Raw genomic sequence first — 21,223 nt, 5'->3', positions numbered from 1 at the left:
CAATGTGATCCCCGCCACGGACTCGGCGGCGGATCTGGTCCCCTCACGTGCACCAGGAGCCTCTATGCAGCAGATCAGCACCCCGCCCGCACCGGCGCTGCCCGCCGAGTCCAACATCACGGACCTGCTCGAGCGCCAGGTGCGCGAGCGCAGCCACGGCATCCTCTTCTCGGTGCCGGTGGGCGAGACCTCGTGGCGCGACGTCACCGCCAAGGAGTTCCGTGACCGCGCCGTCGAGCTGGCCAAGGGCCTCATCGCCTCCGGCATCGGCCAGGGCGACCGCGTCGGCCTCATGGCCGCCACCCGCTACGAGTGGACCCTCGTCGACTTCGCCATCTGGTACGCCGGCGCCGTGACCGTGCCGATCTATGAGACCTCCTCGGCCTCCCAGGCCGCCTGGATCGTCGAGGACGCCGCGATCAAGGCGGTCGTGGTGGAGAACGCCGACCGGCGCAAGACGGTCACCGACGCCGTTCACCGCGAGTCCCTGCCCGAGCTCAAGGGCCTGTGGGTCATCGATCCGGACTCCGGCCTGCCGGGCACCGGCCTGGACGAGCTCGCCGCGGCCGGCCGCGACGTCGCCGACGAGGACGTCGAGGCCCGCCGCTCGCACGCCGGGCTCGAGGACCCCGCGACGATCATCTACACCTCTGGCACCACCGGCAAGCCCAAGGGCTGCCGGCTCACCCACGGCAACTTCGCCGAGCTGTGCCACCAGGCCCTCGAGAGCTCGCTCGGGGACATCGTGAACGAGCGCGAGTCCACCGTGCTCTTCATCCCGCTGGCGCACGTGTTCGCCCGCTTCGTGTCCGTGCTGACGGTCGCCGCCGGCGCCCGCTGCGGCCACACCTCGGACCTCACCAAGCTCACCACGGCCCTGCAGTCCTTCAAACCCTCGTTCCTCCTGGCCGTCCCCCGCGTGTTCGAGAAGGTCTACAACGCCGCCCTGCTCAAGGCCCAGGACGGCGGCAAGGGCGAGATCTTCGAGAAGGGCGCACAGGTCGCTATCGCCTACTCCAAGGCCCTGGACACCGGGAAGGTGCCGCTGGCCCTCAAGGCCAAGCGCGCCCTGTTCTCCAGGCTGCTCTACGGCAAGATCCGCGCAGCCATGGGCGGCGAGCTGCAGTACGCCGTCTCCGGCGGCGGCCCGCTGTCCACCGAGCTGGCCCACTTCTTCCGCGGCATCGGCCTGACCGTCCTCGAGGGCTACGGCCTGACCGAGACCACCGCGCCGATCACCGTGAACACCCCGGACGACCTGAAGATCGGCACCGTGGGCCTGCCCCTGGGCGGCAACGCGGTGAAGATCGCCGAGGACGGCGAGATCCTCGCCAAGGGCGTCTGCGTGATGGCCGGGTACCACCAGCGCGACGACGCCAACGCCGAGGCCTTCGACGCCGAGGGCTGGTTCCGCACCGGAGACCTCGGCTCCCTGGACGAGGACGGATTCCTCAAGATCACCGGCCGCAAGAAGGAGCTCCTCGTGACCGCCGGCGGCAAGAACGTCGCCCCGGCGCAGATGGAGGACCTCATCCGCTCCGACGCGGTGGTCTCCCAGGTCATGGTCGTGGGCGACGGCAAGCCGTTCGTCGCCGCGGTCGTCACGCTCGACGCGGACACCCTCCCCGGCTGGCTCTCCGCCCACGGCCTGGACTCGGGCATGTCCGTGCCGGAGGCCGCGAAGAACGAGAAGGTCCGCGCCCACATCGCCGAGATCGTCGAGCGCACCAACCAGACCGTGTCCCGCGCCGAGTCGATCCGCGAGTTCCGCATCCTCGACCGCGACTTCACCCTCGAGGACGGCCACATGACCCCGTCCCTGAAGATGCGGCGCGCAGCGATCATGAAGGACTTCCAGACGGAGATCGACTCGATCTACAACGGCGGCTGATCCGCGCCGGCGGCACCGGCCGCCGCAGGCGCCTGCGGGCCCCGGACCACCCCAGGTCCGGGGCCCGCGTGCGTCCGGCTCAGAGCAGGCCGGAGTCCGGGACGTCGAGGCCGAGCAGGGCGTTCTCCACCACCTCGGACAGGGCCGGATGGATCCAGTACTGCCCGCGGGCCACGGTGTGCGCATCCAGGCCGAAGGACATGGCCTGCACCAGCGGCTGGATGAGATTCGCCGCCTCGTGGCCCACCAGGTGCGCGCCCAGGAGTCGCCCGGTGCGGCGGTCCGCGACCAGCTTGCACAGGCCGACGGCGTCGTTCATCGCCCAGCCGTAGGCGACATCGCCGAACTCCTGCTCCTTCACCGTCACGTTCTCGGCGCCGATCTGGTCCACCGCCTGCTGCTCGGTCAGTCCGGCGGAGGCCACCTGCGGGCGGGAGAACACAGCGGACGGCACCGGGGCCAGTCGGTTCTCGCGCAGGTCCTCCGGATGCACCAGGTTGTGCGCCACCACACGCGCCTCGTGGTTCGCCACGTGCTTGAGCTGCCAGGAGTTGACCACGTCTCCCAGGCCCCACATCCCCTCGACCGGCTCTCCGCCGGAGAGCAGCCGCTGGTAGGCGTCCACGGCAAGGACGCCGCGGTGGGTGACGTCCAGGCCGGCCGCCGCCACGTCCAGGGTGTCCACGTTCGGGGTGCGGCCGGTCGCCATGAGCACCACGTCGGCCTCGAGCTCGAGGAACGCCTCGGCCGTCCCGGCGGCCTGCTCCCCCATCCCGGCGGCCGTGCCCTCCTGCGCGGCACCGCGCCAGCTGCGGGCGAAGCGGACGGTGACGGGGCCGTCGTCGTGCCCGGGGACGATCTTTCGCGGCTCCCAGCCGGTGCGCACGTCCCATGTGCGGGAGGCGATCTCGGTGAAGCGGGCGGAGACGGAGTCGTCGTGGGAGGTCAGCAGCCGTTCGCCGCGGATCACCTGGACCACCTCGGAGCCGAGGCCGTCGAACACGGCGGCGAACTCCACGGCGATGAACCCTCCGCCGACCACCACCACGCGGCGCGGCAGCTCAGGCAGTCGCATGACGGTGTCCGAGGTGTGCACGGCGGGCAGGTCCACGCCGGGAATGTCCGGCAGCGACGGCCGGGAGCCGGCGGCCACCACGATCTGGTCCGCGGTGAGCACCCGCCCGGAATCCGTGGTGAGCTGCTTGGGGCCGGTGAAGCGCACACGTTCCTCGACCACGGTGGTGTAGTCCAGCTCGTCGCGACGGTACCGCAGCCCGCTGTCGCTGATGGCGTCGATGCGGCCGAAGATGCGGTCCCGCAGCGCCGGGAAGTCCACACCCTCGCGGCGCAGGTCCACGTTCACCCGGGCCGCCTCCTGCTCGGAGCCGCCCAGCGAGGCGGGGTAGGCGTACATCTTCGTGGGGATGCAGCCCACGTTGAGGCAGGTGCCGCCGAAGGTCCCACCGTCCACGACGGCGACCCGGCGGCCCTCCCAGGCCTCACTGATCAGGGAGTTGCCGGAGCCGGAGCCGATGATGATCAGGTCGAAGTGCTCGGCGGCCGCAGTCCCGGGGTGGTCGAAGGTGGAGGTGCTGGTCGACATGCCAGCCAGCATAGGCCGGACGCAGCGCTGGGGCGGGCACCGCAGCTGCGGTGCCCGCCCCAGCGGACGCTGCGCCCCTGCGCGGGGCAGGGAAGGTCAGGCCTCGTCGATGACCACGATGAGGTCGCCGCCGTTGACCGGGGTGACGCCCTCGAGGACGACTCGCTTGACGGTGCCGCCCACCGGCGTGGTGATCGCCGCCTCCATCTTCATCGCCTCGATGGTGGCGACCGGGTCGCCGGCCTCCACCGTGTCGCCCTCGGCGACCTGGACGGTCACGGAGCCGGCGAACGGTGCCGGGATCTGGCCGGCCACGGACGAGTCGGCCTTCTCCGCGGTGCGGACGGAGGACTCCACCGAGCGGTCGCGGACCATCACGTGGCGCATCTGGCCGTTGAGGGTGAGCATGACGGTGCGCATGCCCTTCTCGTCCGGCTCGGACACGGACTGCAGGACCGCCAGGAGGCGGACGCCGCGGCCCAGGGAGATGACGTGCTCGCGGCCCGGCACGAGGCCGTAGAGGAAGTCGCGGGTGTGCAGCGTCGAGGTGTCGCCGAACTCATCGCGGTGGGCCTCGTACTCCTTGGTCGGGGCCGGGAAGAGCAGGCGGTTCAACGTGGCGCGGCGCTGCTCGCCGGACTCGGCCAGCACGGCCTTGTCCTCCTCGGGGATCTCGGTCATGCCGGTGCCCTCACGGCGGCCCTGCAGGGCCTTCGTGCGGAACGGCTCCGGCCAGCCGCCGGGCGGGTCGCCCAGCTCGCCGCGGAGGAAGCCGACCACCGAGTCCGGGATGTCGAAGTCCTGCGGGCGCTCGGCGAACTCCTTCGGGTCCACGTCCCGGCCCACGAGCTGCAGGGCGAGGTCGCCGACGACCTTGGAGGACGGGGTCACCTTCACCAGGTGGCCGAGCATGTCGTCCGCGGCGGCGTACATGGACTCGATCTGCTCGAAGCGCTCGCCCAGGCCGAGGGCGATCGCCTGCGTGCGCAGGTTGGACAGCTGACCGCCCGGGATCTCGTGCTGGTACACCCGGCCGGTGGGGGCCTTGAGGCCGGCCTCGAACGGCGCGTAGATCGAGCGCACGGACTCCCAGTAGGGCTCCATGGCCGCGGCGGCGTCCAGGGTGAGGCCGGTGTCCCGCTCGGTGTGCTCGAGCGCGGCGACGAGGGCGGACATCGGCACCTGGCTGGTGGTGCCCGCCATGGAGGCGGTCGCCACGTCCACGGCGTCCACCCCGGCCTCGGCGGCGGCGAGGAGGGCTGCCAGCTGGCCGCCGGCGGTGTCGTGGGTGTGCAGGTGCACGGGCAGGTCGAACTCGGCGCGCAGGGCGGTGACGAGCTCGCGGGCGGCGGCCGGACGCAGCAGGCCGGCCATGTCCTTGATGGCGAGGATGTGCGCACCGGCGTCGACCATCTGGCGGGCCAGGCCCATGTAGTAGTCGAGGGTGTACAGCTTCTCGTCCGGGTCGGACATGTTTCCGGTGTAGCAGAGGGCGGCCTCGGCCACGGCGGTGCCGGTGGCGCGGACGGCCTCGATCGCCGGGGTGATCTGCGAGACGTCGTTCAGCGCGTCGAAGATGCGGAAGATGTCCACGCCGGCCTCGGCGGCCTCGGCCACGAAGGCGTCGGTCACCTCGGTCGGGTACGGGGTGTAGCCCACGGTGTTGCGGCCGCGCAGCAGCATCTGGATCGGGATGTTCGGCATCTCGGCGCGGAGCAGCTCGAGGCGCTTCCACGGGTCCTCGGAAAGGAAGCGCAGGGCCACGTCGTAGGTGGCGCCGCCCCAGGCCTCGACGGAGAACAGCCCCGGCAGGGTGTGGGCGACCGCCGGCGCGGCGGCCAGCAGGTCACGGGTGCGGACGCGGGTGGCCAGCAGGGACTGGTGGGCGTCGCGGAACGTGGTGTCCGTGACGGCCAGCGCGGTCTGCTCACGCAGCGCCGTGGCGAAGCCCTCGGGGCCCTTCTCCTGGAGCACCTGGCGCCAGCCTGTCGGCGGCACGGCGTCCGGGTTGCGGGACGGGCCGTCGAACGGCGAACGGTCCGGCTCCTGGGACTTGTCGCCCGGGTGGGCCGGCAGGCGGTCGCGCGGGTCGATGCCGTCGATGCGATCGCCGTGGGGCCTGTTCACGGTGACGTCGGCCAGGTACTGCAGCACCTTGGTGCCGCGGTCCCGGGACCGGTTGACCTGGACCAGCTCCGGGTGGGTGTCGATGAAGTCCGTGGCCACGTCGCCGGCGAGGAACTGCGGGTCGTCCAGCACGTTCATCAGGAACGGGATGTTGGTGGCCACGCCGCGGATGCGGAACTCCGCCAGCGCACGGCGGGCACGGTGCACGGCGGTGAGGTAGTCGCGACCGCGGCAGGTGAGCTTCACCAGCATGGAGTCGAAGTGCGGGGAGACTTCGGCGCCGGCGTAGATCGTGCCGCCGTCCAGGCGCACGCCGGAGCCGCCGGCGGAGCGGTACGCGGTGATGGTCCCGGTGTCCGGGCGGAAGCCGTTGGCCGGGTCCTCGGTGGTGATGCGGCACTGCATGGCGAAGCCGCGCAGGCGCAGGGACTCCTGGGTGATTCCGAGCTCCGGGAGGGTGGCGCCGGCGGCGATGCGCAGCTGGGCGCCCACCAGGTCCACGTCGGTGACCTCCTCGGTCACGGTGTGCTCCACCTGGATGCGCGGGTTCATCTCGATGAACACGTGCTGGCCGGCGCGCTCGCCCGCAGTGTCCACGAGGAACTCCACGGTGCCGGCGTTGACGTAGCCCATCTCCTTGGCGAAGGCCACGGCATCCCGGTAGAGCGCCTCGGGGATCTCCTCGTCCAGATGCGGGGCCGGGGCCATCTCCACGACCTTCTGGTGGCGACGCTGCAGGGAGCAGTCGCGCTCGAAGAGGTGGACCACGTTGCCGGCGCCGTCGGCGAGGACCTGGACCTCGATGTGGCGCGGGCGCAACACGGCCTGCTCGAGGAAGACGGTGGGGTCGCCGAAGGCGGTGTCGGCCTCACGCATGGCGGCTTCGAGGGACCCCTTGAGGTCCTCACGCCTCTCCACGCGGCGCATGCCGCGTCCGCCACCGCCGGCCACGGCCTTGACGAAGATCGGGAAGCCGATCTCCTCGGCCTGTTCCAGGAGCCAGTCCACGTCCGCGGAGGGCTCCGAGGAGGCCAAGGTCGGGATGCCGGCGCGCTTGGCGGCACGCAGGGCCTCCACCTTGTTGCCGGTCAGCTCGAGCACGTCGGCCGGCGGGCCCACGAAGGTGATGCCGTTGTCCGCGGCGGCGCGGGCCAGGTCCGCGTTCTCGGAGAGGAAGCCGTAGCCCGGGTAGATGGCCTCTGCGCCGGCGTCTTTGGCGACGCGGATGATCTCGTCCACGTCCAGGTAGGCGCGGACCGGGTGCCCCTCCTCGCCGATGCGGTAGGCTTCGTCGGCCTTCTGACGGTGGATCGAGTTGCGGTCCTCGTAGGGGAAGACGCCCACGGTCTTGGCGCCCAGCTCGTAGCAGGCGCGGAAGGCGCGGACGGCGATCTCGCCGCGGTTGGCGACGAGGACCTTCGAGAAGACGGGTGCGGTGTCGGCTGTGGGGGCCGCGTCGTTGCGGCCGGAGGTGTTCTCGGCAGAGTCGCTCATGCTGGCAGTGTGCCACAACATCTGGACGTGCATCTGCATGTCTCGCTGGGTTCACGCGGGCATGAGACTGCCCCGTCACGTTCGCGCGGTGACGTGGGCGACAGGGCCGGACGCACCCGGCCTCAGCGGGTCAGGAGGCGCTCTGCTGGCGGCGTGCGCGACGGCGGGCGGAGAGCTCGTCGCCGGGGAACTGCTCGGCCTGCGGGAGGTGCTCGCTGGGCAGCTCGGCGAGGGTGCCCTCGACCTCGCGCCACACCCGGCCCACGGCGATGCCGAAGACGCCCTGACCGCCCTGGACCAGGTCGATGACCTCGTCGGCGGAGGTGCACTCGTACACGGAGGCACCGTCGCTCATCAGGGTGATCTGGGCGAGGTCCTCCACACCGCGCTCGCGCAGGTGGCCGACGGCGGTGCGGATCTGCTGCAGCGAGACGCCGGTGTCCAGCAGCCGCTTGACGACCTTGAGCACGAGGATGTCGCGGAACGAGTAGAGGCGTTGGGAGCCGGAGCCGGCGGCCGTGCGCACCGTGGGCACGACGAGGTCGGTGCGCGCCCAGTAGTCGAGCTGCCGGTAGGTGATGCCGGCGGCCTTGCACGCGGTCGGGCCGCGGTAGCCGGCCTCTTCGTCCAGCTGCGGCATGTCGTCGGTGAAGAGGATGCCTTGGTGGGAGCCGACCGGTGCGGGCCGACCAGAACCTGCATGGGGTGTCACGAGTGAGCCCTCCTGGTCTCGGTTCCGCTTCGGGGGAAGTGGGTGCCGACGTCTCGGGCCCCGCCCTCCGGTGACCGTGGAGGGACAGGGTGGGCCGCCGGCGGCGCGGAACCCTTCTCCATGAAGGTACGGTCCCGGGCGTCCCCGGTCAAAGACCTGCCGCCCGCACGAACCGGCGTGTCGCCGGCCGGCGGCCGCCCGCAGGGGCACGACGACGGCCCGTGCCTCCGCCGTCCCCGCCCTGTGCACACGGGCTCGGCTCAGGCGAAGTCCTCCGGGTCCACGTCGTCGAGGAAGCGGCGGAAGGACTCCAGGTCGTCGGTGTCATGCTCCTGCGCGGGCACGCCCAGCTCCTCGACCACGGCCGGCGGGGCGAGCACGGGGGCCTCGGCCCGCAGCGCCACGGCCACGGCGTCCGAGGGGCGCGCGTCCAGCACGGTGCCGTCGGCGAGCACGAGCTCGCCGAGCACGGTTTCGCCCTCGGTTCCGGTGAGGCGGGCGCAGGAGACGGTGCCGCCCAGTGCCCGCACGGCGGACAGCAACAGGTCGTGGGTGAGCGGACGCGGCGGGGGGACGTCGTCCAGGACGAGCGCCACCGCGGTGGCCTCAGCGGCTCCCACCCACACGGGGACCACCCGGTCCCCCGCCGGAGTGAGCAGCAGCAGGGCGTGGTTCTGGGCGGGCAGGTCCACCCGGACTCCCAGGACAGTGAGGGGGACGTCGTCGGGAGCACTCATCGGCGCGGCCCCTCGGCGAGGGCGGAGACCCCGTCCTCCACGAGCGCGGAGTGCAGGGAGAGCATGGCCTCGCCGAGCCGGCGGGCCGTCTCTGCGGTGCGGGCGCGGGAGTCCTCGTCCCGGCGCGTGGCCAGCGGGGCCACGACCTGCTGCACGAGGCCGAGCTCGCGGTCTGCGGCGGCACGGACGGGCCGGAGGTGGCGCGGTTCCAGGCCGTGCTCGGCGAGGGTGGCCACGGCGGCCACCACGTCCGAGGCGTTCTCCGGGTAGCGGCCCTCGGCATCCGGCGCCGGGAGCAGCGCGTACCGCTCCATCTCGGCCAGGGCGGCCGGGGTCAGCCCGTGGGCGGCGCAGAGCTCGTCCCCGGTGAGCCGGCGGGCGGTCGGCTCGGAGGGTGTGGCGCCGGCTCGCCGGGCGTCCAGGGTGTGCCCGCCGGGCAGCGGCTCCGGCCGCTCGCCCCGGTCCAGGGCGTCCAGGTGTTCGCGGATCACCTTCAGCGGGAGGAACTGGTCCCTCTGGACGGTGAGGACGAAGCGGAGCCGCGCCACGTCGTCTGCCGTGAACTTACGGTACCCGGCCGGGGTGCGCGCCGGGTGGACCAGGCCGCGCTCCTCGAGGAAGCGCAGCTTGGAGGCCGCCACCCGGGGGAACTCGTCCTGCAGCTCCGTCAGCACCTCGCCGATCGTGAGCGTGGACGGCGACGCCCCCGAGTCCTCTCGGGGGCGTCGTGACGTGCGCGGGACGTCTGCCTGCACGGCGTCCGTGGCCTCAGGCGCGGCCGGGGGCCGTGTAGTAGGTCATCCGGAACTTGCCGATCTGGACCTGCATTCCAGTGCGCATCTGCACCTGGTCCACACGGTCCTGGTTCACGAACGTGCCGTTCAGCGAATTGCTGTCCACCAGCTCGTAGCCCTGCTCGGAGCGGCGGAATTCCGCGTGGCGTCGGGACACGGTGACGTCGTCCAGGAAGATGTCGGCATCCGGATGGCGGCCGACCCGCACGACGTCTTCGTCCAGCAGGAAGCGTGCCCCGTGGTCCGGGCCCTCGTGGGCGACCAGCAGCGCCGAGTCCATGGGCAGCGCGGCGATCGCCTCGCGCTCCTCACCGGACAGGCTGTGATCGGTCACCGGAGCCAGGTCCGGGAGGCTGATGCTCGTGGTGTGGGCCTCAGGCTCGCGGCCGGCCCCGGCCGGAGAGTGGTGCTCCTGCATGGTGTGTCTCGACTCCTGATGAAGGCCCCGAGTCGCTCGGGGCGGGACGGCCGCTTCCTGCGGCGGATGACGTGGTCGCCGTCGTCAGCCGACCTGTGCGGTGTAGGCGGCGGCGTCCATGAGGGCGTCCATCTCGGACGCGTCGGACAGCTCGACCTCGAACAGCCAGCCGCCCTCATACGGGGCGGTGTTGACCAGGCCCGGCTCGCCGTCGAGATCCTCGTTGACGGCGGTGACCTTGCCGGACACCGGGGCGAAGATGTCCGAGACGGACTTGGTGGACTCGACCTCCCCCACGGCGGACCCGGACTCCACGTCCGAGCCGACCTCCGGCAGGTCGACGTAGACGACGTCGCCCAGGGCGTCCTGCGCGAAGTCGGTGATGCCGATGCGCACGGTGCCGGTGGCTGAGGCCTCGGCGATCCACTCGTGCTCGGCGGAGTACTTCAGGCCCTCGGGAATGGCGGTCATGGCGGTGTCTCCTGTCTCAGTCGACGGACGGCGATGTCACTGCACATACTAACGGAGATGTGACGCGTTCCACGCCTCGGTCTCCCCCGGACGCACCGCGCCCCCGGTGCGCGGCGCACCGGGGGCACGGGGCCGTCGTCGGGAAGGACGGACGGAAGACGGCTCCGACCGGGTCAGTCGATGCCGCGCATGGCGCGGTGGACCGGCTTGACCACCAGGAGCATCAGCACGCCCACACCCACGGTCACGGCGCCGATGACGCCGAAGTAGGCGGCCTCGTTGTCCGGCGAGTAGGAGCCGGCCAGCGAGCCGGCCGCGGCGGTGCCGAGCGCCACGGAGAGGTTGTAGAGGGCCACCATGAGCACCGGGAACGCGGCCGGGGCCAGCTTCGTGGACAGGGACAGGCCCACCGGGGAGACCAGCAGCTCGCCGACCGTGGCCACGAACAGGATCAGGGTCAGCCACAGCAGCGGGACCGCGGCCACCGGGGCCATCGGGATGAACAGCAGGAAGGCCACGCCGATGGCGATCAGGCCCAGGCCGAACTTGGCCGGGGTGACCGGCTGGCGGCGGCCCAGCTTCGTCCACAGGGCGGCGAACAGCGGGGCGAACACGATGATGAAGATCGGGTTGATCGAGTTCACCCACTCCATCGGGATGTCCCAGCCGAACACGCTGCGGTCCAGGCGCTGCTCCGAATAGATGGCGATCACAGTGAACTGCTGCTGGAACAGGGCGAAGAAGACGGCGGAGCCGATGAACAGCGGGATGAACGCCTTCACGCGGGAGCGCTCGGCCGCGCTGACCTTGTCCGAGCGCAGCATCACCGCGAAGATCGCCACGGCGGCGACGGCGGCCACCACGACCACGGCGTCGGCGAGGTTCCCGATGTTCAGCACACCGGTGGCGAAGAGGACGGCCACCACGGCCAGGGCGATCACCGCGACCAGGGCGGTGCGGCCGTAGGCGGAGCGGGGCAGGCGGTCCGGGACGGCGTGCACCTCGCGCGGCAGGGAGCGGCGGGCGACGGCGTACTGGACCAGGCCGATCGCCATGCCGACGGCGGCCAGGCCGAAGCCGACGTGGAAGCCCCAGGCCTCGCGGGCGGCGCCGGTGACGAGCGGGCCGATGAGGGCGCCGACGTTCACACCCATGTAGAAGATGGAGAAGCCGGCGTCGCGGCGCGGGTCCTCACGGGAGTACAGGGCGCCCACCAGGTTGGCGGCGTTCGCCTTCAGGCCGCCGGAGCCGACGGCCACGAGGGCCAGGCCGAGCGCCAGTCCGGCGTAGCCCGGCACGAGGGCCAGGGCGATGTGGCCGAACATGATGAGCACGGCGGAGTAGAACATGGTCCGCTCGGAGCCCAGCAGGCGGTCGGCCACCCAGCCGCCGAGGATGCAGAACACGTACACGAGGCCGCCGTAGGCGCCCACGATGCCGGTGGCGACGGCCTCGTCCATGCCCAGGCCGCCGCGGGTGAACTCCCAGCTCATGTAGTACACGAGCATGACCTGCATGCCGTAGAAGGAGAAACGCTCCCACATCTCCACGGAGAACAGGTTGGCCAGCTGGCGCGGCTGGCCGAGGAAGGTCTTGGTCTCGCCGGTCGTGCCGGCGGCGGTCGGGGACTCTGGCGACGGGGTCGTCGCACTGTCGTTCGGTGTCATCACCGGCCGCAGTGTGCTCTCCTTCACGTTCCGGGGCAACGGCCTCGGCCGGAGTGTCGCAGATCCGTCGGTGAGAATTCCCACACTCCGTTCAGGGTCCGCGCCCGCGCACGTAGGGTGTCCGAGTGCCGCAGTACCGAGACCTCACCCGCGCCCGCAGCCTGATCGCCCCTGTCCCGGACTTTCCCGAAGAGGGGGTCGTGTTCCAGGACGTCATGCCGCTGCTCACCGACCCGGTGGCCCTGCGCTCCTGCGTGAAGGAGATGCTCGCGCCGTTCATGGGCCGGTTCGACGTGGTCGCCGGGCTCGAGGCCCGCGGCTTCCTGCTCGCCGGCGCGGCCGCGATGGTCGCCGACGTCGGCATGGTCCCGATCCGGAAGGCCGGCAAGCTCCCCCGCCCGGCCGCCGAGGCCTCCTACGACCTCGAGTACGGGCAGGCGACCGTCGAGGTCCAGGCGGACGTGGCCCCCGGCAGCCGGGTGCTCGTCCTGGACGACGTGCTCGCCACCGGCGGCACCCTCAGCGCCGCCCACGAGGTGCTGCGCTCGATCGGCTGCGAGGTGGCCGGCAGCGCCGTGCTGCTGGAGATCCCCTCCCTCGGCGGCCGGTCCCGCGTGCCAGACGTGCACGCCGTCTTCGCCGGCTGAGACCGGCACGGTTGGCCGCGCCCGGCGGTCGCGCCGCACCGCCTCCGAGACGACGAAACCCGCGAGATCATGATGATCTCGCGGGTTTCAGCGGGTCGGGCATGCGGGATTTGAACCCACGACCTCTTGACCCCCAGTCAAGCGCGCTACCAAGCTGCGCCAATGCCCGAGATGTCGTACCGGCATCGCTGCCGGAACGGCACTGGAACACCATACAGCATGAGCGCGCCGTCCCAGGAATCACGTTCAGGCCACTGCCCGTCGCCCGCCGGGAAGAGGCGTCGCCCGCGGCGCAGCCTCGGGCCGGGCTCAGAACGTGTACGTCTCGTCCCCGACCTTGAACTCGACCTGTTCCAGGTTCCTGATGCGCTGCCTCGCCTGCTCCGCCTGCTCGCGCAGCGTCTGCTCCAGCACGGCCGGGTCGGCCTTCAACGCCTCGTCCTTGTACCGGACCTCGAGGACGCCCTGGTCGCCCTTGATATGGAAGTCCTGGATGTCCTCGGCACCGGGCATCCGACGGAACATCTCGGTGACCTCGCTGGCGTCTCCCAGCCAGGTGCCCCTGTACTCGTCCAGGCTCGACCAGTCGAACTGCTCCAGCGTCTGCCGGCTCATCTCCTCCAGGCCCTGCAGCGAGGCCCGGGCCTCGTCCGCCCTGTCGGTCAGCTGATCGATCTGGGCGCAGCCGGTCAGCCCGCCGCCCACGGCGAGCGCCGCAGCGGCGAGGAGGACGGCGGGACGGTGTCGGCGGTGGGCAGCGGTCATGGCGACATCGTAGGCGGACATCCTGGCCGTCGTCGGGAAGCCACCGGGCCTTCGGGCCCGGTCCGGCGCCGGCTCAGCGGCGGCCGCGCTTCTCCCGCACGCGCATGCCGATCTCGACCGGGGTGCCCTCGAAGCCGAAGGTCTCGCGCAGGCGGCGGATGATGAAGCGGCGGTAGCCCGGGTCCAGGAAGCCGGTGGTGAAGAGCACGAACTTCGGCGGGCGGGAGGAGACCTGGGTGGCGAACAGGATGCGGGGCTGCTTGCCGCCGCGCAGCGGATGCGGGTGGGCCGCCACCAGCTCACCGAGGAAAGCGTTGAGCTTGCCGGTCGGAATGCGGGTCTCCCAGGACTCCAGGGCGGTCTCCAGCGCCGGGACCAGGCGGTCCTTGTGCCAGCCGGTCTTCGCCGAGATGTTCACGCGCGGGGCCCAGGCCACGTGGGCCAGGTCCCGCTCGATCTCCCGCTCGAGGTCGTGGCGGCGGTCCTCGTCCACCTGGTCCCACTTGTTGTAGGCCAGCACAAGGGCACGGCCGGACTCCAGCGCCATCTGGACGATGCGCACGTCCTGCTCGGAGATCACCTGGTTCGCCTCGAGGAGCACCACGGCCACCTCGGCGCGGTCCAGGGCGGACGCGGTGCGCAGGGAGGCGTAGTAGTCCGAGCCGTGGGCCATGTGCTGGCGGCGGCGGATGCCCGCGGTGTCAACGAAGCGCCACAGGCGGCCGCCGAGCTCCACGAGCTCGTCCACCGGGTCGCGGGTGGTGCCGGCCAGGTCGTCCACCACCACGCGATCGGAGCCTGCCAGCTTGTTCAGCAGGGAGGACTTGCCCACGTTCGGACGGCCGATCAGCGCGATCCGGCGTGGGCCGCCGCGCGGCACGAGGCCACCGTAGGCGGACTGCTCCGGAAGCTCCTCCAGGGCGGCGTCCAGCAGGTCTGCGGTGCCGCGGCCGTGGATGGCCGACACCGGGTACGGGTAGCCGAAGCCCAGGGACCACAGCTCGGCGGCGTCGGCCTCCTGCATGGCGTCGTCCACCTTGTTGGCGGCCACGATCACCGGGCGTGCCTTGCGGCGGAGCATGGTCACCACGGCCTCGTCGGTGGCGGTCATGCCCACCGTGGCGTCCACGACGAAGACCACGGCGTCGGCGACGTCCACGGCGAGCTCGGCCTGCTCGGCCACGCGCTTGTGGATGCCCTTGGCGTCGTGCTCCCAGCCACCGGTGTCCACCACGGTGAACACGCGGCCGTTCCACTCGGCCTCGTAGGAGACGCGGTCACGGGTGACGCCGGGGACGTCCTCCACCACGGCCTCGCGGCGGCCGATGATGCGGTTGACCAGCGTGGACTTGCCGACGTTCGGGCGGCCCACGATCGCCAGGACCGGCGGAACCGGCGCGTCCGTGACGTCGTCGGTCTCGTCGTCCCAGCCGGTGAGGAGGGAGGCGTCGTCCTCGTCCAGGTCGTAGTCCTCGAGGCCGGCGCGCAGGGAGGCGGCGCGGGCGTCGGTCTCCTCCTCGGTCATGGAGGCCAGGCGCTCGGCGACCTGGTCCTCGTGCTCGGGGATGTAGTCCTGGCCCTCGTCGGGCAGGGTCCTGTCGTTCTCTCTCACGGGCGGTGTCCTTCCACGGCCGGGGCTCCGGCCTGCAGCTGCACGGCGGCCAGGACGGCCGCGACGGTCTGGTCGAAGTCCAGCTCCGAGGAGTCCACAAGGGTCACACCGTCGGCGGGGCGCTCGAAGCTGGAGTGGGCGGAGTCGGTGCGGTCGCGTCCGGCGACCTGCGCCTTGAGGGTCTCAGCGTCCACGCCGGAGGCGGCTGCGGCGAGCTGTCCGGAGCGGCGGGCCATGCGGACCTGTTCGGAGGCGGTCAGCAGCACGCGGGCCTCGGCGTCCGGGGCCACCACCGTGGTGACGTCGCGGCCCTCGGCCACGATGCGGCCGGCGCGCTCGATCTCCGCGCGCTGGCGGCCCTGCAGGATCTCGCGCACGGGGATGACGCCGGCGACGCGGGACACGACGGCGGTGACCTCGGGGGTGCGGATGGCCTCGGTGACGTCGTGGCCGCCGACGGCGATGTGCTCGGAGTCCGGATCGGTGGACTGGGTCAGCTCCATGCCGCGCACGGCCTCGGTGACGGCGTCGGCGTCGTCGAGGTCCACGCCCTCGTTGACGCAGTGCCAGGCTGCGGCGCGGTACATGGCGCCGGTGTCCAGGTAGACGGCCCCGAGGGAGCGGGCCACCTGCTTGGACACCGAGGACTTGCCGGAGCCGGACGGGCCGTCCACGGCCACCACCAGGCGGCCGGAGGCCACGGGCGCGACGTCGGTCGGAGTCCCGGTGACGTCGACGACGCCGTCCACGGCCGGGCTCGGGGTGGGGTTCGGGTTCTCGGTCATCTCAGACCACCTTCCATCCGCGTTCGGTCAGGGCGGCCGTCAGCTCCTCGCGGCGGCCGGGCAGCACGGAGATCTCCAGCATGCCCACCTCGTGTCCCGAGGCGTGGTCCATGCGCAGGTCCTCCACGTTGACTCCGGCGTCGCCGGTGGCCTGCAGGACCGCGGCGATCTGTCCGGGGGTGTCGTCCACGACGACCGTCACCACGGCGAAGGCCTGCGGAGGGGCGCCGTGCTTGCCGGGGATCCGGGCCTGGCCCGCGTTGCCCTCGGCGATCAGCTGGGCGATGTCGAGCCGCGCACCGGGGGCGTCCGGGGCCTCGAGGGTGCCGATCAGCCGGTCCAGGTCCGCGCGGACCCCGTGGAGGATCTCCACCAGGCGCGTGGCGTTGCCGGCGAGGATCTGCACCCACAGCTGCGGGTCGGAGGCCGCGATGCGCGTGGTGTCCCGCAGGCCGTTGCCCGCCAGGGCCAGCGAGGCGGCCGGGGTCTGCTGCAGCCGGGAGGCCACGAGCGAGGCCGCCACCTGGGGCAGGTGCGAGATCAGGGCGACGGAGGCGTCGTGCTCCCCCGCGTCCATCGTGTGCACCGTGGCGCCGGTCAAGGCCGCGAGCGCCTCAGCGGCCGCGACCGCCTCGGCAGCGGTGTCCGGTTCGGCGCAGACGACCCAGGGCGCGGCGGTGAACAGGGTGCCGCGGGCGGCGACGGGGCCGGACCGCTCTCGTCCGGCCATCGGGTGGGTGCCCACGTAGCGGCTCGCCGACTCCGCGGAGAGCAGCCCCTTCTCGACGGCGGCACGCACGTCCGTCTGCACGCTCGCCTTCACGGACGCGATGTCCATGACCACGGCCTCGGGCCAGCGGAGCAGCGAGTCCACGGCCACACGGCCGGCCACGTCCGGCGGCGCGGCGACGACGACCGTGCCCGGCGTCGTCACGTCCGTGCCCTCGCCAGCACCGGCCCCGGCGACGTCCCCCTCGAGCTCCACGGCCCGACCGGCGCCGATGTCCCGGGCCACGGCGAGCGCGGACGGGGACGGGTCGTGCAGGAGCACCTCGACGCCGCTGCCGCGCAGGGCGAGGCCGATCGAGGTGCCGAGCAGGCCGGTGCCGCGCACCAGCACCGGCTGCGGCAGCGCCGCAGGACCGGCCGTGCTCACAGGCCCACCATCGCCTTGAGGTGGCCGAGCTCCTGGGCGTTCATGACGCGGACGGAGCCCTGCTTCTGGTCGCCGAGCAGGATCGGGCCGATCTTCACACGCACGAGGCGCTCGACCGGGTGGCCGACGGCGTCGAACATGCGGCGGACGATGCGGTTCTTGCCGGAGTGCAGGACGACCTCCACGAGCACGTGGCCCGGGGTGGAGTCCACGAGCTTGAACGAGTCGACCTTGGCCGGTCCGTCCTCCAGCTCCACTCCGGCCCGCAGCTGGTTGGAGACGCCCTTGGGCAGCGGCCCCTTGACCTGGACCAGGTAGGTCTTCGGCACCTCGTAGGAGGGGTGCAGCAGGCGGTTGGCGAGCTCGCCGTCGTTGGTGAGGACCAGCAGGCCCTCGGTGTCGTTGTCCAGGCGTCCCACGTGGAAGAGGTGCTCCTGGCCGGACTTGAGGTAGGTGGCGATGGACGGCCGGCCGTCCGGGTCCACCATGGTGGAGATGACGCCGCGCGGCTTGTTGAAGACGAGGTACTGCTTGGCCACGTCGGTCTGCACGGAGATGCCGTCCACGCGGATCACGGAGGTCTTGGGGTCCACGCGCAGGCCGGGTTCGGTGACGATGACGCCGTCCACCTCCACGCGGCCCTCGGCGATGAGGTCCTCGCAGACGCGGCGGGAGGCGACTCCGGCGGCCGCCATGACCTTCTGCAGGCGCTCCCCGTCCTCGTGGTGGATGCGGCCGAGGTTCTGCTCCGCCGCGCGGGCGGCGCCGGCGCCCTTGCCGCGGCGGGTGCGGCGGGTGCGCGGAGCCTCGTCGTAGAAGTCCGGGGTCGGCTCGTCGCGGCGACGGGGACCGCCCTTCCTCCCCGCGCCCTTGCGGGCGCCGATCTGACGCTGGAAGTCACGCTCCTGGAACGGGCCGCCGCGCTTGCCGACGGCAGGGGTTCGTCCGGAGCCTCGCGGCTTGCGGGAGTTCATGGGAGTCGTGGTCCTTCCTGGTTCGTCCGCTCGCTCGGCGCGGCGCAGTCGGCCGGTCTCGTCGGCCGTGGGCACAGGCTGCGGGCGGTGGTGTCGGTGGGGGCGCCGCGGCGTCGGCCGCCGGGCCCCGGACGCGCGTCGGGCGCACGTCGAACTGCCATTCTCGCAGATCGTCGCGCGCCCGTCGCGGTCTCGCCGGTGTGAGCTTCGGCCCGCCCGGCGGCGGCTCAGCCGGTCACGGCGCCCCGCCGCGGCAGATGAGCTCGCGGGCGAGCTGCCGGTAGGCCTTGGCGCCGTCGTGGTTCTCGGCGAACTGCGTGATCGGGGCGGCGGCCACGGTGGCGTCGGCGAACTTGATGGAGCGCTTGATGACGGTCTCGAAGACCTTGTCCCCGAAGCCGGCCACGAGCGAGCCCACGACTTCCTTGGAGTGGAGGGTGCGCTGGTCGAACATGGTGGCCAGCACGCCGTCGATCTCCAGGTCCGGGTTGAGGCGGTCCTGGACCTTCTCGATGGTCTCCACCAGCAGCGCCACGGCGCGCAGGGCGAAGAACTCGGCGGTCAGCGGGATGATCACGCCGTGGGAGGCGGTCAGGGCGTTGACGGTGAGCAGGCCGAGGGACGGCTGGCAGTCGATGAGGATGACGTCGTACTCGTCCCGCACCTGGCGCAGGGCTCGCTCGAGCACCTGCTCGCGGGCGACCTCGTTGACGAGCTGCACCTCGGCGGCGGACAGGTCGATGTTCGCCGGCAGCAGGTCCATGTTCTCGAACTCGGTCTCGAGGATCGCATCCTTGGCCGAGGTCTTCCGCTCCATGAGCACGTTGTAGACGGTGACGTCGAGCTCGTGGGGGCTGGTGCCGAGCCCTGCGGAGAGGGCTCCCTGGGGGTCGAAGTCCACCATGAGCACGCGGCGGCCGTAGCCGGCCAGGGCCGCACCGAGGTTGATGGTGGAGGTCGTCTTCCCGACGCCGCCCTTCTGGTTCACCATCGAGATGATGCGGGCCGGACCATGGCCCTCGAGCGGGCGCGGCTCGGGGAAGTCGTGCTTGGGCCGTCCGGTGGGGCCCAGGACCGGCTCGCCCTTGATGGTCATCACGGGGATCGGGTCGTACGTCGACACGGGCTGCGACTCCTTCTGCCCGGAACGGCGCGCGGCCGCGGTCCGGGGCGGGTGGCTGGGGCGGCGTCCTCCGCACCTCCTGCACCGGTGCGGTGCCGGGGGCGGTCGGAGCCGTTCTGCTCGGACTCCACAGTAGACCCTGCTCGCGGATCGTGCCGAAGCCGCAGGCCACGACGACGACCCTCGCCTCCGCCGGCCGCGTCCCCCACGCTCCCCGACGAGCCGGTGGCCTGTCAGCCGCGCGGAGAGAGCAACGACTTCAGGTCCTCGAGCACCGAGGCGTCCTCGATGGTCGAGGGCACGGTGTACTCCTCGCCGTCGGCCATCTGCCGCATGGTCTTGCGCAGGATCTTGCCGGAGCGGGTCTTCGGCAGGGCATCCACGATCGCCACGTCGCGGAAGTCGGCCACGGGGCCCACGCCGCGGCGGACGGCCGCTGTGAGCTCGTCGAAGAGCCTGGTCTCCTCCTGTGATCCGGGGTCGGGAGCTGCCACGCCGGACTTGAGGACCACGTAGCCGGAGGGACGCTGTCCCTTGAAGTCGTCGGCAACACCGATCACGCAGCACTCGGCGACCGCCGGGTGCGTGGCGAGTGCGGCTTCGAGCACGCCGGTGGACAGACGGTGGCCGGAGACGTTGATGACGTCGTCCGTGCGGCCCAGGACGAACACGTAGCCGTCGTCGTCCACGATGCCGGAGTCACCGGTGGCGTAGTGGCCTTCGAACGCGGACAGGTAGGAGTCGATGAAGCGCTGGTCGTCGCCCCACAGGCTCTGCAGGGCGCCCGGGGGCATCGGCAGGCGGACGGCGATGTTGCCCTCCACCCCTGCCTCCACCGGTTCGCCCATGCCGTCCAGCACGACCAGGTCGTAGCCCGGTGACGGGACCGAGGCCGAACCGGTCTTCACCGGCAGCAGCTCAAGGCCCACCGGGTTGGCGGCGATGGCCCAGCCCGTCTCGGTCTGCCACCAGTGGTCGACCACCGGGATCTGCAGCAGCCCTTCCGCCCACTTCTGGGTCTCGGGGTCCAGCCGCTCGCCCGCCGCGTAGAGGGTCTTCAGGCAGGAGATGTCGTACTGGTCCTTCAGCTCGCCGTCCGGGTCCGCGCGGCGGATGGCGCGCAGAGCGGTGGGGGCGGTGAAGAAGGACTTCACCCCGTGCTGGGAGATCACGCGCCAGAACGCGCCGGCGTCCGGGGTGCCCACCGGCTTGCCCTCGTAGAGGACGGTGGTGGCACCGGCCAGCAGCGGGGCGTACACGATGTACGAGTGGCCCACGACCCAGCCCACGTCCGAGGCCGTGAACATGACCTCGCCCGGGCCCACGTCGTAGATGTTCTCCATGGTCCAGCGCAGCGCCACGGCGTGGCCGCCGTTGTCCCGGACGACGCCCTTGGGCTTGCCGGTGGTGCCGGAGGTGTAGAGCACGTAGAGCGGGTCGGTGGCCTTCACGTCCACGGGGGCGGCCGGCTCGGCGGCGTCCACGGCCTCGCCCCAGTCCTTCCAGGCGGCGCCGCCGCGGTCGGCGACGTCGGCCAGAGCGGTCTGGAAGCCGTCGCGGTGGTGCACCAGCACGGTGCGGACGGTGTGCCCCGCCTCCTCGAGGGCCTCGGCCACGGCCGGCAGGTACTCCACACGGCGGCGGGGCTCGATGCCGCCGGAGCAGGTGAGGACCACGTCCGGGGCGGCGTCGTCGATGCGGGCGGCCAGCTCCTTGGGGGCGAAGCCGCCGAACACCACGGAATGGACGGCGCCCAGGCGGGCACAGGCCAGCATGGCGATGGGAGCCTCGGCGATCATCGGCAGATAGACCAGGACGCGGTCCCCCTTGCCGACCCCCTCGGCGGCCAGCGCACCGGCGACCGCGGCGACCTTCTCGGTGAGCTGCGCGTAGGTGTACTCGGTGACCTCGCCGGTCATGGCGGAGTCGTGGACGAGCGCGACGGCGTCCCCGCGGCCGGCTGCGACGTGGCGGTCCAGGCAGTTGTAGGCGGTGTTCATCACGCCGTCGGGGAACCAGCGGTACAGGGGCGCGTCGGAGTCGTCGACGGCCGAGGTGGGCGGGGTCGTCCAGTCGATGGCCTGGGCGGCCTCCAGCCAGAAGCCGTCCGGATCGGACAGAGACCGGGCGTGCGCCTCGGCGTACGCGCCGGCCGTGGGGGTGGTGGAAGCATCATGAGTCGCCATACCCTGATCGTAGTGTCCCCACTCACACACGAACAAGGTTCGATGTATACATTTTCTCCAT

General features: G+C 71.9%; 17 protein-coding genes and 1 tRNA gene. 2 read left to right on the top strand and 16 right to left on the bottom strand.

Features of this window, described 5'->3' with window-relative positions:
• Positions 1–64 precede the first annotated feature (64 nt).
• Positions 65–1,891, top strand: coding sequence for an AMP-dependent synthetase/ligase (locus HMPREF2863_RS07585; protein WP_070639199.1), 1,827 nt, complete (start codon positions 65–67; stop codon positions 1,889–1,891).
• Between the two features lie 79 nt (positions 1,892–1,970).
• On the opposite strand, the gene HMPREF2863_RS07580 is transcribed toward HMPREF2863_RS07585, so the two are convergent.
• The 8 genes from HMPREF2863_RS07580 to HMPREF2863_RS07545 all read right to left on the bottom strand — a co-directional run bounded on the left by HMPREF2863_RS07580 (position 1,971) and on the right by HMPREF2863_RS07545 (position 11,914).
• Positions 1,971–3,494 (bottom strand): mycothione reductase, encoded by a 1,524-nt coding sequence (locus tag HMPREF2863_RS07580; protein WP_070639197.1) that lies wholly within the window; start codon positions 3,492–3,494, stop codon positions 1,971–1,973.
• A 96-nt stretch (positions 3,495–3,590) separates the two neighbouring features.
• The gene (locus HMPREF2863_RS07575) at positions 3,591–7,115 is read right to left on the bottom strand and encodes a pyruvate carboxylase (RefSeq protein ID WP_070639298.1); all 3,525 of its coding nucleotides are present in this window, start codon (positions 7,113–7,115) and stop codon (positions 3,591–3,593) included.
• A 130-nt stretch (positions 7,116–7,245) separates the two neighbouring features.
• Positions 7,246–7,827: a MerR family transcriptional regulator gene (locus HMPREF2863_RS07570; RefSeq protein ID WP_067188714.1), complete on the bottom strand. Its 582-nt coding sequence runs from the start codon at positions 7,825–7,827 to the stop codon at positions 7,246–7,248.
• 260 nt (positions 7,828–8,087) lie between these two features.
• On the bottom strand, positions 8,088–8,564 hold the full coding sequence (locus tag HMPREF2863_RS07565; RefSeq protein WP_067188715.1) for a bifunctional nuclease family protein: 477 nt from the start codon (positions 8,562–8,564) through the stop codon (positions 8,088–8,090).
• The gene (locus HMPREF2863_RS07560; protein ID WP_245232090.1) at positions 8,561–9,238 is read right to left on the bottom strand and encodes a transcriptional regulator FtsR; all 678 of its coding nucleotides are present in this window, start codon (positions 9,236–9,238) and stop codon (positions 8,561–8,563) included. The genes HMPREF2863_RS07565 and HMPREF2863_RS07560 overlap by 4 nt, the downstream gene beginning before the upstream one ends.
• Positions 9,239–9,332: 94 nt before the next feature.
• Positions 9,333–9,776, bottom strand: coding sequence for an FHA domain-containing protein (locus HMPREF2863_RS07555; protein WP_067188717.1), 444 nt, complete (start codon positions 9,774–9,776; stop codon positions 9,333–9,335).
• A gap of 84 nt (positions 9,777–9,860) precedes the next feature.
• Positions 9,861–10,247, bottom strand: a complete 387-nt coding sequence (gcvH, locus tag HMPREF2863_RS07550) for a glycine cleavage system protein GcvH (RefSeq protein ID WP_070639195.1) — start codon at positions 10,245–10,247, stop codon at positions 9,861–9,863.
• Positions 10,248–10,420: 173 nt separating this feature from the next.
• On the bottom strand, positions 10,421–11,914 hold the full coding sequence (locus HMPREF2863_RS07545) for a peptide MFS transporter (RefSeq protein ID WP_070639193.1): 1,494 nt from the start codon (positions 11,912–11,914) through the stop codon (positions 10,421–10,423).
• Positions 11,915–12,039: 125 nt separating this feature from the next.
• On the opposite strand from HMPREF2863_RS07545, the gene HMPREF2863_RS07540 reads away from it, so the two are divergent.
• The gene (locus HMPREF2863_RS07540) at positions 12,040–12,561 is read left to right on the top strand and encodes an adenine phosphoribosyltransferase (RefSeq protein ID WP_070639191.1); all 522 of its coding nucleotides are present in this window, start codon (positions 12,040–12,042) and stop codon (positions 12,559–12,561) included.
• A gap of 95 nt (positions 12,562–12,656) precedes the next feature.
• Here the strand turns inward: HMPREF2863_RS07540 and HMPREF2863_RS07535 are convergent.
• The 8 genes from HMPREF2863_RS07535 to HMPREF2863_RS07500 form a co-directional block, all read right to left on the bottom strand.
• A tRNA-Pro gene (locus HMPREF2863_RS07535) sits at positions 12,657–12,730 on the bottom strand.
• A 140-nt stretch (positions 12,731–12,870) separates the two neighbouring features.
• Positions 12,871–13,326 carry a DUF4825 domain-containing protein gene (locus HMPREF2863_RS07530; protein WP_141756390.1) on the bottom strand — a complete coding sequence of 152 codons (456 nt, stop codon included), beginning with the start codon at positions 13,324–13,326 and terminating at the stop codon, positions 12,871–12,873.
• Between the two features lie 73 nt (positions 13,327–13,399).
• On the bottom strand, positions 13,400–14,851 hold the full coding sequence (gene der, locus HMPREF2863_RS07525) for a ribosome biogenesis GTPase Der (RefSeq protein WP_082739983.1): 1,452 nt from the start codon (positions 14,849–14,851) through the stop codon (positions 13,400–13,402).
• An 83-nt stretch (positions 14,852–14,934) separates the two neighbouring features.
• Positions 14,935–15,723: a (d)CMP kinase gene (gene cmk / locus HMPREF2863_RS07520; RefSeq protein WP_082739981.1), complete on the bottom strand. Its 789-nt coding sequence runs from the start codon at positions 15,721–15,723 to the stop codon at positions 14,935–14,937.
• Position 15,724: 1 nt separating this feature from the next.
• A complete protein-coding gene (locus HMPREF2863_RS07515; protein WP_067191128.1) occupies positions 15,725–16,879 on the bottom strand; it encodes a prephenate dehydrogenase in 1,155 nt (384 codons plus the stop codon).
• The gene (locus tag HMPREF2863_RS07510; RefSeq protein WP_067191127.1) at positions 16,876–17,853 is read right to left on the bottom strand and encodes a pseudouridine synthase; all 978 of its coding nucleotides are present in this window, start codon (positions 17,851–17,853) and stop codon (positions 16,876–16,878) included. The genes HMPREF2863_RS07515 and HMPREF2863_RS07510 overlap by 4 nt, the downstream gene beginning before the upstream one ends.
• A 235-nt stretch (positions 17,854–18,088) precedes the next feature.
• Positions 18,089–18,949, bottom strand: a complete 861-nt coding sequence (locus HMPREF2863_RS07505) for a ParA family protein (RefSeq protein ID WP_067191142.1) — start codon at positions 18,947–18,949, stop codon at positions 18,089–18,091.
• A gap of 260 nt (positions 18,950–19,209) precedes the next feature.
• On the bottom strand, positions 19,210–21,162 hold the full coding sequence (locus HMPREF2863_RS07500) for an AMP-binding protein (RefSeq protein WP_070639186.1): 1,953 nt from the start codon (positions 21,160–21,162) through the stop codon (positions 19,210–19,212).
• Positions 21,163–21,223 lie beyond the last annotated feature (61 nt).

Origin of the sequence: Micrococcus sp. HMSC067E09 (assembly GCF_001812555.1) — a bacterium.
GTDB lineage: Bacteria > Actinomycetota > Actinomycetes > Actinomycetales > Micrococcaceae > Micrococcus > Micrococcus lylae.
Note: the sequence above shows the minus strand (reverse complement) of the source record. Positions and strands in the feature narration are given on the sequence as shown.